The organism is Nonomuraea roseola (assembly GCF_039535395.1).
In the GTDB taxonomy this organism is placed as follows: domain Bacteria; phylum Actinomycetota; class Actinomycetes; order Streptosporangiales; family Streptosporangiaceae; genus Nonomuraea; species Nonomuraea roseola.
Genome location: NZ_BAAAXC010000015.1, coordinates 1297282 through 1309863 on the forward strand (window position 1 = coordinate 1297282; position 12582 = coordinate 1309863).

At 71.9% G+C, this 12582-nt stretch carries 12 protein-coding genes and 1 pseudogene; 9 read left to right on the top strand and 4 right to left on the bottom strand.

Annotated elements, in window-relative coordinates:
• Positions 1 to 33 precede the first annotated feature (33 nt).
• Complete coding sequence (locus tag ABFX55_RS29095) at positions 34 to 900, top strand: arylamine N-acetyltransferase family protein (protein ID WP_346125936.1); 867 nt, start codon at positions 34 to 36, stop codon at positions 898 to 900.
• Here ABFX55_RS29095 and ABFX55_RS29100 read toward each other — a convergent pair.
• On the bottom strand, positions 819 to 1721 hold the full coding sequence (locus tag ABFX55_RS29100; protein ID WP_346125937.1) for an NAD-dependent epimerase/dehydratase family protein: 903 nt from the start codon (positions 1719 to 1721) through the stop codon (positions 819 to 821). The two genes, ABFX55_RS29095 and ABFX55_RS29100, sit on opposite strands and share 82 nt — an antisense overlap.
• Before the next feature lie 70 nt (positions 1722 to 1791).
• Between ABFX55_RS29100 and ABFX55_RS29105 the strand changes: the two genes are divergently transcribed.
• The 4 genes and pseudogenes from ABFX55_RS29105 (at position 1792) to ABFX55_RS29115 (ending at position 7563) form a co-directional block, all read left to right on the top strand.
• Positions 1792 to 2718: a GlxA family transcriptional regulator gene (locus tag ABFX55_RS29105; RefSeq protein WP_346125938.1), complete on the top strand. Its 927-nt coding sequence runs from the start codon at positions 1792 to 1794 to the stop codon at positions 2716 to 2718.
• A 154-nt stretch (positions 2719 to 2872) separates the two neighbouring features.
• A pseudogene (locus ABFX55_RS50015) lies at positions 2873 to 3256 on the top strand (protein kinase domain-containing protein); the annotation flags it as partial.
• A 3201-nt stretch (positions 3257 to 6457) separates the two neighbouring features.
• Positions 6458 to 7120 carry a protein kinase family protein gene (locus tag ABFX55_RS29110; RefSeq protein WP_346125939.1) on the top strand — a complete coding sequence of 221 codons (663 nt, stop codon included), beginning with the start codon at positions 6458 to 6460 and terminating at the stop codon, positions 7118 to 7120.
• A gap of 251 nt (positions 7121 to 7371) precedes the next feature.
• Positions 7372 to 7563, top strand: a complete 192-nt coding sequence (locus ABFX55_RS29115) for a hypothetical protein (RefSeq protein WP_183649705.1) — start codon at positions 7372 to 7374, stop codon at positions 7561 to 7563.
• A gap of 21 nt (positions 7564 to 7584) precedes the next feature.
• Here ABFX55_RS29115 and ABFX55_RS29120 read toward each other — a convergent pair whose 3' ends face one another.
• Together ABFX55_RS29120 and ABFX55_RS29125 are read right to left on the bottom strand one after the other, a co-directional pair.
• Positions 7585 to 7893 (bottom strand): DUF3817 domain-containing protein, encoded by a 309-nt coding sequence (locus tag ABFX55_RS29120; protein WP_428834771.1) that lies wholly within the window; start codon positions 7891 to 7893, stop codon positions 7585 to 7587.
• Positions 7893 to 8663: an SURF1 family protein gene (locus ABFX55_RS29125; protein WP_346125941.1), complete on the bottom strand. Its 771-nt coding sequence runs from the start codon at positions 8661 to 8663 to the stop codon at positions 7893 to 7895. The genes ABFX55_RS29120 and ABFX55_RS29125 overlap by 1 nt, the downstream gene beginning before the upstream one ends.
• A gap of 105 nt (positions 8664 to 8768) precedes the next feature.
• On the opposite strand from ABFX55_RS29125, the gene ABFX55_RS29130 reads away from it, so the two are divergent.
• The 4 genes from ABFX55_RS29130 (at position 8769) to ABFX55_RS29145 (ending at position 12194) form a co-directional block, all read left to right on the top strand.
• Positions 8769 to 8942, top strand: coding sequence for a flagellar basal body-associated FliL family protein (locus ABFX55_RS29130; RefSeq protein WP_183649713.1), 174 nt, complete (start codon positions 8769 to 8771; stop codon positions 8940 to 8942).
• Positions 8943 to 9074: 132 nt separating this feature from the next.
• Positions 9075 to 9890, top strand: a complete 816-nt coding sequence (locus ABFX55_RS29135) for a M24 family metallopeptidase (RefSeq protein ID WP_346125942.1) — start codon at positions 9075 to 9077, stop codon at positions 9888 to 9890.
• On the top strand, positions 9887 to 10756 hold the full coding sequence (locus tag ABFX55_RS29140; protein WP_346125943.1) for a metal-dependent hydrolase: 870 nt from the start codon (positions 9887 to 9889) through the stop codon (positions 10754 to 10756). Before ABFX55_RS29135 ends, ABFX55_RS29140 begins: the two co-directional genes overlap by 4 nt.
• Positions 10743 to 12194, top strand: a complete 1452-nt coding sequence (locus ABFX55_RS29145) for a flavin-containing monooxygenase (protein WP_346125944.1) — start codon at positions 10743 to 10745, stop codon at positions 12192 to 12194. Before ABFX55_RS29140 ends, ABFX55_RS29145 begins: the two co-directional genes overlap by 14 nt.
• Here ABFX55_RS29145 and ABFX55_RS29150 read toward each other — a convergent pair whose 3' ends face one another.
• Complete coding sequence (locus ABFX55_RS29150) at positions 12195 to 12566, bottom strand: peptidase inhibitor family I36 protein (RefSeq protein ID WP_346125945.1); 372 nt, start codon at positions 12564 to 12566, stop codon at positions 12195 to 12197.
• Positions 12567 to 12582: the final 16 nt, after the last annotated feature.

Here is a 12582-nt window from a genome sequence, read left to right on the forward strand (position 1 = left end):
CGACACTGCCTCAGTCGTGCATATTTGGTGCACATGGACATCTCCGCCTACCTGCGCAGGCTCGGTCTCGAGGCCGCCCCTCCCTCACTCGACCAGCTGAAGGCGCTGCACGTCGCGCACATCGAGCGCGTGCCGTACGAGGCGCTGGAGATCTGGCTCGACCGCCCGACCACCGTCGATCCGGCCGAGTCCGCCGCGCGGATCGTCCGCGGGCGCGGAGGGTACTGCTACCACCTCAACGGCGCCTTCTCCCTGCTGCTCGAGGCGCTCGGCTACCAGGTGACCAGGCATGTCGGCGGCGTGCACATGCGTGGCGCCGAACCGTCGATCTCCGCCAACCACCTGGTTCTCACCGTGCGCCTGTCCGAAGGCGACTGGATGGTGGATCTCGGGCTCGGCGACGCTCTCCACGAGCCGCTCCCCCTGGTCGAGGGCCGCTACCGCCAGGGGCCCTTCGAGTACGGCCTGCGCCCCTCGACCGTGGCCCCCGGCGGCTGGCACTTCGACCACGACCCCCGCGGCTCCTTCGCCGGCATGGACTTCGGCATGGAGCCGGCGCCGATGTCGGCCTTCGACCAGATGCACAGGCACCTGACGACCTCTCCTGAGTCCGGGTTCGTCAGGGTGGCCACCGTGGCCCGCCGCGACGCCACGGGCGTCGACATCATGCGCGGGCTGTCGCTCACCAGGCTGGGGGCCGACAACCGCGCCACGACCATGGAGACCTCAGCCGACTACTTCCAGGCGCTCGCGGACGTCTTCGGGCTGAGGTTCGACGCGGACGAGCGGGCGCTGCTCTGGGACAAGGTGTCCAGGGCTCACGCGGCCTGGACGGCCTCGGCGAGCACCTCGTCCACGGGCGAGGGCTTGACCCCGAGCACCTCCTCGGTCTCGGAGTAGTCCACCACGTAGGGCAGCCCCGGCGTGTGCAGGACCTCTCGCAGCTCGGCCCAGAACGGGTCGGTGAACGCGAGCAGTGCGAGCTCCCTCTCCGTCATGGGCTCGAGCCTCGGCGCGGGCGCGCCTGCGACGTCGGCCAGCCTGGCCGCCAAAGCCCGTACCGAGAGCGTCGACACAGGCACGTGCCACGCCCGGCCCCACACCCGCTCGTCCCTGGTGGCGGCGACCAGCGTGCGGGCGACGTCGCCGATGGCCGCGAAGCTGTGCGGCACGTCCAGCTCCGAGGGGACGAGGGCGAGCGCGCCAGAGAGCACCTGTGGCTGGACCAGCAGGTTGAACTCCGACACCACGTCCCTGCCGTAGAACTGTGCCGCCCGCACCTCGGTCACCCGTGCGCCGGACGACACCGCCTCCTCCCACATCGCGGCCCTGACCCTGCCCTTGGGGCCCTTCGCCAGCAGCGGCAGGCCGGGGGTGATCGGGCCGTCGACGAGGCCGTAGCCGTACAGGTTGCCGAGCATCACGTAGGAAACGCCCGTCCGCTTCACCGCCTCCAGCAGCGAACCGGCCAGCGCGGGGAAGTGCGAGGGCCACAGGTGGTAGGCGGGGGCGGCGCAGTTGATCAGCGTGTCCGCGCCGTCGAGGAGCCTGGTCAGCTCGGCGGTGTCGGTCGCGTCCGCCGCGACCCTCTCGATGAGCGGATGCTCGGGCCCCGTTCCCTTGCGGCTGACGATGCGCACCCGCTCGCCGTCCTCCGCGAGCAGCATGGCCGTACGGCTGGCGGTCGCCGCAGCGCCCGTGATCACATGAAATTTCTGCATACCGCCACCCTGGCTTTCCGGTACGGCATGCGATAGTGGCCTGAATGCCAACCATCCGGAGGATCTGGCCATGCATCGGATCGCGGTCGTCATCACCCCGCCCGTCATGAGCTTCGACGTGTCGATTCCGCACATGGTCTTCGGCGACGCGTCCGGCTACGAGATCGGGGTCTGCACCGCCGTACCGGGCAGGCTCGACACCATCGGCGGCCCGCAGATCCACGTCCCCGACGGCCTCGGCCTGGTGAAGGGCGCCGACACCGTGATCGCCGTCGGCAGCGGAGGCGGCGACGCCGACCCCCGCACGCTCGACGCGCTCCGCACCGCCCACGCCGAGGGCGCGCGCATCGCCTCCCTCTGCACCGGCGCGTTCGTGCTCGCCCAGGCCGGACTGCTCGACGGCCGCGACGCCACCACCCACTGGGGGCTGACCGGGGACCTGGCCGCGCGCTACCCGTCCGTCAACGTCCGCCCCGACGTCCTCTACGTCGAGGACGACGGCGTCTTCACCTCAGCGGGGGCGGCCGCCGCCATCGACCTGTGCCTCCACCTGGTGCGGCTCGACTTCGGCGCCGCCGCCGCCAACGCCGCCGCCAGGCTCGCCGTCGTCTCCCCCGTACGGCCAGGCGGCCAGGCGCAGTTCATCGAGACCCCGCTGCCTCCCGAGCGGGGCACCTCGCTCGCCGCCACCCGCGCGTGGGCGCTCGCCAGGCTCGACAGGCCGCTGACGCTCAAGGATCTGGCCGCCCACGCCAGCACCAGCGTCCGCACCCTGACCAGGCGCTTCCACGCCGAGACCGGGCTCAGCCCGCTGCAGTGGCTGCTCCACCAGCGCGTCGACCGCGCCCGCGAGCTCCTGGAGACCACCGACCTGCCCATGGACCAGGTCGCCGAGCGCAGCGGACTGGGCAGCGCCGACTCCCTGCGCAAGCACCTCACCACCAGGGCGGGACTCACCCCGACCGCCTACCGCGCCACCTTCACCCGCCAGCGATGATGGTGGCAATTCACCACAAACCGCTATCGTGCTGTCTCGCTGCACGCGGTTGGACGGAGAAACCACGATGAACGGCCAACGCCGGCTGGCCGGACGCTATCGGCTGCTGAACACCCTGGGCAACGGATCGCTCTGGCTCGCCGCCGACGACCTCATGCGCCGCGACGTCGGAATCAGGGAGGTGCGGCTCCCGCCCGACCCCGCCGCCCGCAGGGACCTGTGCGGCGCGGTCGGCCGTGAGGTCGGACTCGTGACAGGGCTCGGCCACGCCTCGATCGAGGCGGTCCACGAGGTGATCGTCGAGGACGGGCGCCCCTGGCTGGTCGTCGACCTTCCCCAGGGCCCCTCCCTCGAGCAGACGGTCCTCGAACGTCACCCTCTTCCGCCCGTGCAGGTCGCCCGTATCGCGGTGCACCTCATCTCGGCGCTGCGCGCGGTGCACGGGGTGGGGGTCGTGCACGGCGACATCCAGCCGTCCACCGTCGTCCTCACGCCCACGGGACGGGCCGTACTGACGGGGTTCGGTGTCTCCACCCCGTTCCGCCCCGCGTCGGTGGGACCCGCGGCCGACCTGTGGTCACTGGCCGCGACGCTGCACTTCGGCCTCGAGGGTCGCCCTCCTGAGCAGGGCCGGCCCATCGGCGGACCGCTCGGCCCCCTCCTGACCGACATGCTCCACCCCGACCCTGCGGCCCGCCCCTCGGCCGAAGCGGTCGCCGGCGCCTTCGCCGACCTGGCCCGCGCCCCCGCCTCATCCTCGACCACCCCTTCCCCGGCCGGATCCCCTCTCGAGGAGCCCCCGCCGGCAGAACCCCTTGCCTGGGAGCCACCCCTCACCGCCCCCGAGGGGAGTGGCCCCTCCACCGAGCCACGGCTCTCCGGACCTTCCGCCGTGCGCTCGGGGGAGCCCTCCCCCTCGGCGGAGACACCTGCGCCGTCGTGGGAGCCCGCGCCCATCTCGCCGGCTCCTTCCTCGGAGCCGTCCGGCGCGCCGCTGTCCTGGGAGCCGCTACCGGCCCCCGACCCGCCGACGTTCACCCCCGCCCATCCGGTCGCCACCCCCGCGCCCGGCCACCGGCCACCCGCCGCGCCCGCGAGCGGCGAACCTCAGGGCGAGCACTCCACGGAGACCGCCCCGGACCACACGCTGCCCTCCGCCACGCCTGCGCACGCGCTGCCCGACCTCTCGGACACCGAGTCCACCCAGCGAACCCCCCGTTCCACGCCGCTTCCCGACGACCTCGCCCCCAGCGAGGAAGCCGCAGACCCACAGGACGCGAACCCCGACCCCGCCCCCGGTCCCGACTCCACCCTCGGTCACGACTCCGGTCCCGGCTCCGGCGTCGGTTCCGACTCGGGTCCTCATTCCCGCGTCGGCTCCGGCGTCGGTTCCGACTCGGGTCCTCATTCCCGCGTCGGCTCCACCGCCGGTTCCGACTCCGGTCCTCATTCCGGCGTCGGCTTCGGGCCTGCCGCTGACCCGACGGTGCCCGGCGTCGTGCCGCACCTCGCGGAGGGCCCCCCGACCGATCCGGGGATCATCCGGTCGTATCCCGACGGCACACCGGACGACGGCGCGCCCCAGAAGCACTGGGCCCCTCCCGCCGATCCCGAGGCGACCCAGGGGTTCCCGCTTCCTGCTCCCGTCGAACCGGCCCCCGCTTCCTGGGACGCCCCTCCGCCTCCAGCGGCATGGGACACCCCACCCTCTCAGCCGATGTGGGACGCCCCGCCCCCTGAGGCGACCGGGGACACCCCACCCTCGCAGGGGACTGTGGATGCCCAGCCCCCTCAGGCGACCTGGGACGCCCCGCCCTCTCAGGCGACGTGGGACACACAGCCCCGTGAGGCGACGTGGGAGCCCCGGCCCGCTGGGACGACGTGGGATACCGAGACATCTGAGCCGACGTGGGAGGCCCGGCCCTCTGGGACGACTTGGGATACCGAGACATCTGAGGCGACGTGGGAGGCCCCACCGGCCCCGACGACCTCGGACACCCCGAACCCGGCGGCCGGGGAACCCCCGACGGCCTCGGATGCTCCACCGCACCCGGCGGCCTGGGAACCTTCGGCGAGCTGGGATGCCCCACCGTCGCCGCCGGCCTGGGACGCTCCACCACCCCCAGCCGCCTGGGATGCCCCAGACTCGGCGGCGACGCTTGGCCATGGTGGCACTGTGCCAGGCGCGGGGTCCGCGATGGCTGGACCTGACGGGCCGCCTCGGGCACCCGGATATGAACCATCAGGTCCTACGGGTATGCCGCCGGGCCTTGGGAACTCGGCGCCCGGTCCTGCCGATCTGCCCTCGGCAGATGGCGTCCCCGCGCAGGGTCCTGCCGATCCGCCCTCGGCGGACGGTGGTCCCATGCCGGACCCTGCCGGTATGCCTCCGGAGCTTAGGGGTCCCGTGCTCGGGCCTCCCGGCGTGCAACCGGGGCCCGGAGACCCCATGTCCGGGCCTGCCGGCATGCCTCCGGCGCCCGGAGGTCCGATGTACGGGCCCGTCGGTGTGCAGCCAGGGCCCGGAGGTCTGGTGTACGGGCCTGTCGGTGCTCAGCCGGGGTTTGGGGATCCTGCGGGTATGCCGCCGGGACCTGGGATGGCCTATCCCGGTGCTGGGGGTGCTCCCGCTGAGGGTCAGGGCGAGCGGCCTTCGTTGCTTCGCCGGGTTCTGCGTCGTGGCGGCAAGCAGCAGGCCGCCCAGCCGGGACCGCAGGCCGCACCGCATCCCCCCACGCCACCCGGTCCGTGGGGACCGGCGCCAGCCGCGCCGCCGATGGCCGGAACCGCATGGCCTCATGGCACCCCACCACCCCCCGGCACGCCCCCGGCCCCAGGCCCGTTCGTACCTCCCGGAATGCCGCCGGCCCCCGGAATGCCGCCAGGCCCCGCGATGCCACAAGGTGACGGAATGCCGTCGGGACCAGCGATGGCACAGGGTGGCGGGATGCCGTCGGGTCCCGTGATGCCGCCGCCTCCCGGGATGCCTCCGGCCCCTGAGATGCCGCCGTACGGGCCCGGCATGCCGCCTGCTCCCGGAAGCCCGGCCGAAGCCTCCCTGCCCGCCGCCCCGCCGTGGGAACCGCAGCCGGGCGGCCTCGTACCGCCCTGGGAACCGCAGCCGAGCGGCCCCCCGTCATGGGAACCGCAGCAGCCGGGCGGTCCCGCTCCATCCTGGGAACCCCAGGCGGGCCCCACCTCGTGGGAACCGCAGCAGCCGGGCGTCCCCACGCCATGGGAGCCGCAGCCAGGCGGGGCCGGGGAGGCCGAAGGTGGGATCGGGGCAGGCCCCGAAGGCGCGTCGCAGGCCGCATGGGGGCCGCAGTCCTCCAGTGGGCCTCAGCGGCCATGGGCGCCGCCCCCCGCCTCCGGCCCCCAGCCGTGGGGGCCTCCGCAGGGAGACGGCGGATGGGCGCCCGCCCCTGAGGGCCCACCGCCTGCCCCGGCCGGTGCACCGCCTGCTCAGGACGCGCAGCCCGGTGGGTGGATGCCGCCTGCCGGTCCGTCCGGCCCCTGGGGCCCGCCCCCCGAGAACCGGGGAGGTCCCGGTCCGGACGGCCAGACGCCGCAGCCATGGGCACCCGCCCCGGACGCGCCCCCAGCACAGGCACCGCAACCATGGGCGCCAAGCCAGCACGCGTCCCAACCGGAGCAACCATGGGCTCCAGGCCAGCACGCGTCCCAACCGGAGCAACCATGGGCTCCAGGCCAGCACGCGTCCCAACCGGAGCAACCATGGGTGCCGGGCTCCGACAGCTGGGGACCGCCGCCGAGCCGGGCGGCGCAGTCGTGGGAACCCGCGATCGACGCCGCGCCCCCCGTGCTGGCCGCTGGTCACGACGAGCCCGAGCCGCCCCCCATCGTGGAGACGACGGCTCCCTTCAGGCGGCCGGCCTACAGCGGTCCCCTCGTGCTCACCGAGGAGCAGGAGACGCCGGCGGCCCCCAGGACCCAGCGTCCGACGCGGACGCTGGACCAGTTGCTCGCCGAGGACGGCCTGCTGACCCCGGAGGCCGCCGCCCGGCTCGGACTGGCCGTGCTCGACCGCCTCGCGGCCGTGCACGGCGTGGGTGGCCACCACGGCGACCTGCGTCCTGGAAGCATCCTGGTCGGCGGCGACGACCAGGTGCGGCTGGCCGATCCGTCACCCGCGCCTGGGCTGTCTCCCTACACCGCGCCCGAGGGCGGCGTCGGACCGGCGGCCGACCTGTGGTCGCTGGGCGCCACGCTGTTCACGGTGGTCGAAGGGCGCCCTCCCGCGCCCGGCGCGCCGCTGACGAGGGCGGGCGTGCTGGCCCCCGTGCTGTTCCGCCTGCTGTCGGGGGTCCCCGCGCAACGGCTCACGGCCGACGAACTGCGTCTGGACCTGCGGACGATCGCAGGCGAGCCGAGCCGTCCGTGAACGCCGTCTCCAGGGGACGGTGGGCGCACGAGGAGCGTCCCTTGGACGGACGGTGACCGGTGACCGCGGAGGCGCCCTCCCGTGCGGCAGCCGTACGGGAACGGCGGGCGGGAGGGGCCGCGCCTGGAGCCGGAGGCTCCGAAAATGAGATATATCGCGGATGGAACCGTGCGGGGGCTGCCGATCGTTGGACGGACGACGCAGAATGTGGAGAGGCGGGGCGCGGGCTCCGCGTTCGGAGGGATTTGAGGATGTCGCCCGTCCAGAAGTACGCCATAGGCGCCGGTATAGCCGTCCTGCTGTCGTGGATCTTCCTGCCCGGCTGGCTCACCCTGCTGGTGGTGCTCGGCGTGGTCGCCGCCCCTGTGGTCGGCTACATGATGCTCGACCCCTCGCAGCGCGAGCGGCTCAAGAGGGCGCGCCGCCGCGGGATCGGCGGCTAGAGGTCAAGGGGCGGGAGGCCCTCAGGCCGCGATGGTCTCCCGCACCCCGGCCGTCACCCTGCGCTCGACGTAGAACGACAGCAGGGGCACCGTGCCCGCGAGCATGATGCCGAGCATGCGCCCCCAGCTCCAGCGGGCCTTCATGCCGAGGTTCATCACGGCGATCAGGTAGAGCATGTAGAGGAACCCGTGGATCGGCGAGACGATCTTGGAGGGCTCCGGGATGTCGAAACCGTACCTGAGCACCATGGCCGCGCAGAGCACGAGCAGCATGGTGCCGACGATGTACGCGAGGACCCGGAAGGGCTTGAGAGCGGACTCCACGATCATCAACCTTCTAGAACGACTTTGGGGGACTTGCCGGCCGAGGAGGAACGGACGGCGTCGCGGACGAAGTGGAACCACATGAACACGGCGAACCCCGCGAAGATCCACCAGTTGGCCGCGTAGGCCAGGTTGCGCCAGGTGAGCGTGCCGCCCGTGACGGGTGGCGCCACCTTGACGGGGGTCAGGCCAGGGGTCGGCGCGACCACGAACCCGTTGCGCACCTTCTCGCCCCGCCACAGGTTGATCAGCTCGGCGGTGGAGACCGTCTGCACCTGCCCTGCGGGCACGCCGCCCGCCCTGCGCTGGACGCTGTCGGTGCCCTCGGGCGCGCGCAGCCGCCCGCTCACCGTCACCTGCCCAGCCGGTACGGCGATGGCGGGGTCGTCGGCCTTGGGCACCCATCCCCGCACGACCGGCACCATCGTGTCGTCGGGCAGCACGAGCGGGGTGAGCACCCAGTAGCCCTCGTCCCTGGAGACGTTGCCGCCGGGAGCGGCGACGTCGGGTCTGCGGTCGGCGACGAGCAGTTGCCTGGCCGCGTCGTAGGAGCCGGACGCGGTGACCTGACGGCCCACGGCGGGCCCTTCGATCTGGGCGCCGACCCTGCTGAGCGTCTCGACGGCGACGGGCGCGGGGTCGACGCTGGCGTGCGGCTTGCCTGACTCCTCGAACACGCCGAGCTGCCAGCGTCCGAGCAGGATGAAAGACACCAGAACCCCGATCACGAGCAGGTGCAACCCCAGCATGCGGGGCGAGAGCAGGGTTCTGAGCATGCGTTCACGGTATCCGGCCACCACGCCGGTCCGATAATCGAGTGGCCCTATCGAGTCATGCCAAAAGGTGCAAATGCACCAGGTGATCCCGCTAGAGTGCAACGCATGTCTGACCAGCACATCGATCCTGCGGGGAACACTCAGCAGTTCCGCGCGTTCGCCCAGCGGTCCGAGAACGAGTCGGCGGCCGCGCCCAAGCGCTCCGCCGCCCTCCCGATCATCGCGGTGGTCCTCGCCATCGCGATCGTCGGCGTGGTCGCCTACCTGCTCCTGGTCTAGTCGCCAGGAGCCCCTCCACCCCGCCGCGAGACAGGTCACGGCGGGTTTTCGTCGTGTCCGGAGACGCGCGGGTACGCCGGATCGGAGCTCTCCTCTGGACCCCGGCCAGGGTGAATGACTACATTGGACTATGTGTCCAATAAAGTCGACCTGGACAGGTTCCGTGAGGTGCAGCGGCTCGCCTACCGGGGCGCCGAGCACGTGGCCTCCCGGCTCGAACCCGGCGTCACGGAGCGCATGGCCGCGGCCGCGCTGCGCAGGTGGCTGGAGCGCCACGGCGTCGACGACTGGTTCCACGTCCCGTTCGCCTGGTTCGGCGAGCGCACGGCCTTCCGCCGCTTCCGCTTCCCGACACAGTTCCTGCCGACCAACACGCGGCTCGCGGACGGCATGCCGTACGTGCTGGACGCCGCGCCCGTCATGGACGGCTACGTCGCCGACATCGGCCTCTCGGGCCGCCTGGGCTCCAACCCCGTCTGGGACCGGCTGGACAGGGACCTGTCCGTCCATCGGGCCGCCATCCTCGACCTCGTACGGCAGCGCCGCACGTTCAGCGACATCTACCGCGCGGTCGACGACCTGATCGCGCGCCAGGGCAACACCAACAGGCACCAGGTCTATCCCGGCAGGGTGATCGGCCACCAGGTGACGCGCATCCGCGTGGGCGGCCCGCGCTTCGTCGTCCTCGACTCCTTCGGCGTGCGGACGCTCAGGACCGTCGGCAGGGAGCTGATCAAGGAGAGGCTCGAAGGACGCTCTCCGCTCTGGGCGGGCGGCGCGGCCTCCGCCCATCCGCCCACTCCCGGGCTGTGGGCGGTCGAGCCCCACCTCGGCACGGAGGGCGACAGCGTGGGCGCCAAGTTCGAGGAGGTCCTGGTCGTCACCGCCGACGACGCCTTCTGGCTCGACGACGACCTGCCCCACGTCCACCGCTGGAGGCAGGCGTGATCCAGCCGCGCAGGGTGCGCTTCTCGTGGGAGGAGACGCCGCTCCACTGGGTGCCGGGTGACCCCTTCACCACCCATCTGATCAACGTGCTGCACATGCTGCTCCCCGCGGGCGAGCGCTGGTTCGTGCACGTCTTCAAGCAGGCGCTGCCGTACGTCACGGACGAGAAGCTGAAGGCCGAGGTCAAGGGGTTCATGGGCCAGGAGGGCACGCACGCCGTGGCCCACCAGCGCGTCCTCGAGCACATGAAGGAGCAGGGCCTCGACCCCACGCCCTTCGTCGAGAACATCGAGTGGCTCTTCGAGCGCCTGCTCGGCGACCACACGCTGCCGCCGGCGGCCAGGCGGTACTGGCTCAGGGAGCGGCTGGCGATCATCGCGGCGATCGAGCACTACACCGCGGTGCTAGGCGACTGGATCCTGCACGCCAGGCCGCTGGACGAGGCGGGCGCCGACCCGGTGATGATGGACCTGCTGCGCTGGCACGGCGCGGAGGAGGTCGAGCACCGCAGCGTCGCCTTCGACCTCTACACGCACCTCGACGGCTCCTACGCCCGCAGGGCGCGCACGATGGCGCTGACGGGCGCCGTCCTGCTCTTCCTGCTCAGGCGCGGCGCGGGGTTCCTGCTGGCCAACGACCCGATCGTGGACGGCCGCATGACCGCCAGGTGGACCCACTTCCTCCGCAGGTCGCGCGAGGGCAGGGTGCCGACGCTCCGCAGCCTGGTCATGGCCGCGCCCCGGTACCTTCGGCCCGGCTTCCATCCCAGCCAGGAGGGCGACCTCGGGGCCGCTCTCGACTACATCGCGATCTCCCCCGCGCACGCCGAGTTCGAGTCGTACAGGAGGGCCCGTGGAATCCAGTGACAAGCCGGGAATCGTCATCATCGGCTCCGGCTTCGCCGGGATCGGCATGGCGATCAAGCTGAAGGAGGCCGGCTACCACGACTTCGTCATCCTGGAGAAGGCCGAGGACCTGGGCGGCACCTGGCGTGACAACACCTACCCCGGCTGCGCCTGCGACGTCCCCTCGCACATGTACTCCTACTCCTTCGAGCTCAACCCCGGCTGGTCGCGGATGTTCTCCCCGCAGGAGGAGATCTGGGAGTACATGCGGGCGTGCGGGTGGAAGTACGGCATCGACCCCCATGTTCGGTACGGCAAGCACGTCGTGAGCCTCGAGTACCTCGGCCGCGAATGGGAGATCACCACCGCGGACGGCGAGGTCATGAGGGCCAACGCGGTGATCTCCGCCATCGGCGCCCTCCACATCCCGAAATTTCCGGAAATTGCGGGGCGGTTCGCGGGGCCTTCGTTCCACTCCGCCGAGTGGGACCACTCCGTCGACCTCAAGAACAAGCGCGTCGCCGTCATCGGCACCGGCGCCTCCGCCGTCCAGTTCGTCCCTCGGATCGCCGCCGAGGCCGCCCACCTCACGCTCTTCCAGCGCACGCCCCCGTGGATCCACCCGAAGCCCGACTTCGCCGTCTCCCCCTCCATGCGGCAGGCGCTTCGCCTGCCCGGAGCGGCCCGCGCGCTGCGCAACGGCATCTACTGGGCGCTGGAGACCAGGGCGCTGGGCTTCGCCGTCGACCCGCGCCTGATGAAGGTGCACGAGAGACTGGCCCTGCGGCATCTCGAACGTCAGGTCCCCGACAGGGAACTGCGCCGCAAGCTCACCCCCGACTACACGATCGGCTGCAAGCGCATCCTCATCTCCAGCGATTTCTATCCGGCGCTGAGCAGGGAGAACGTCACGCTCGTCACCGAGGGGATCACCGAGCTGCGCGACCACGCGGTCGTCGACGCGACGGGCGGGGAGCACCCCGCCGACGTGGTGATCTACGGCACCGGCTTCAAGGTGACCGACGCCCTGCAGGAACAGCGGATCGTCGGCAGGGAGGGGCTGAAGATCCAGGACGCGTGGCAGGACGGCATCGAGGCCTACTACGGCATCACCACCGCGGGCTTCCCCAACCTGTTCTTCCTGCTGGGCCCGAACACGGGGCTGGGCCACAACTCCGTGGTGTTCATGATCGAGTCGCAGGTCCGATATGTCATGGACTGCCTGCGCCTGCTGTCGAAGACCGGGGCGAGGGCGATCGACGTCAGGCCCGAGCGGCAGCGAGCCTTCAACGCGCGGCTGCAGGAGCGGCTGAACCGGCTGGTCTGGACCGAGGGCGGCTGCCGGTCGTGGTATCTGGACGAGCACGGGGTCAACAGGACGACCTGGCCGGGCTTCACCTTCGAGTACTGGGCGCGTACCAGGAAGATGAAGCCCGACGCCTATGAGCTGATCTACTAGCTAGCAATAACGGGCAGGCGCGATTCGGTCCATTTTGTAACCGAAACGGCCTCGGTAGTTGGCGCTGTAGTCACCGTCCGAGGCCCGCCGCCTGTCGTGCCAGTTCCATTCGGAGTCGGCCGTGTCGACGAAGCAGGCGCCGCGGTTGGCCACGAACGAGCCCACGTTGTCGGCATGGGTGCCGCCGACGAAGACGTTGCCGTTCCCCTCCCACCAGGTGAAAACGGATCCGGTGTAGTTGGCGCCTGTCCACAGGCACACGTGCGCGTGGCACGGAGGCGGCGCCGCCACCGCGCCCTCCGCCGACGCGGCCGGCATGGCCAGCGCGCCGGCGACCAGGGCGGAGGTGACCAGCAGGTGCAGGGGTCTCATACGGGGGGGTTCCTCT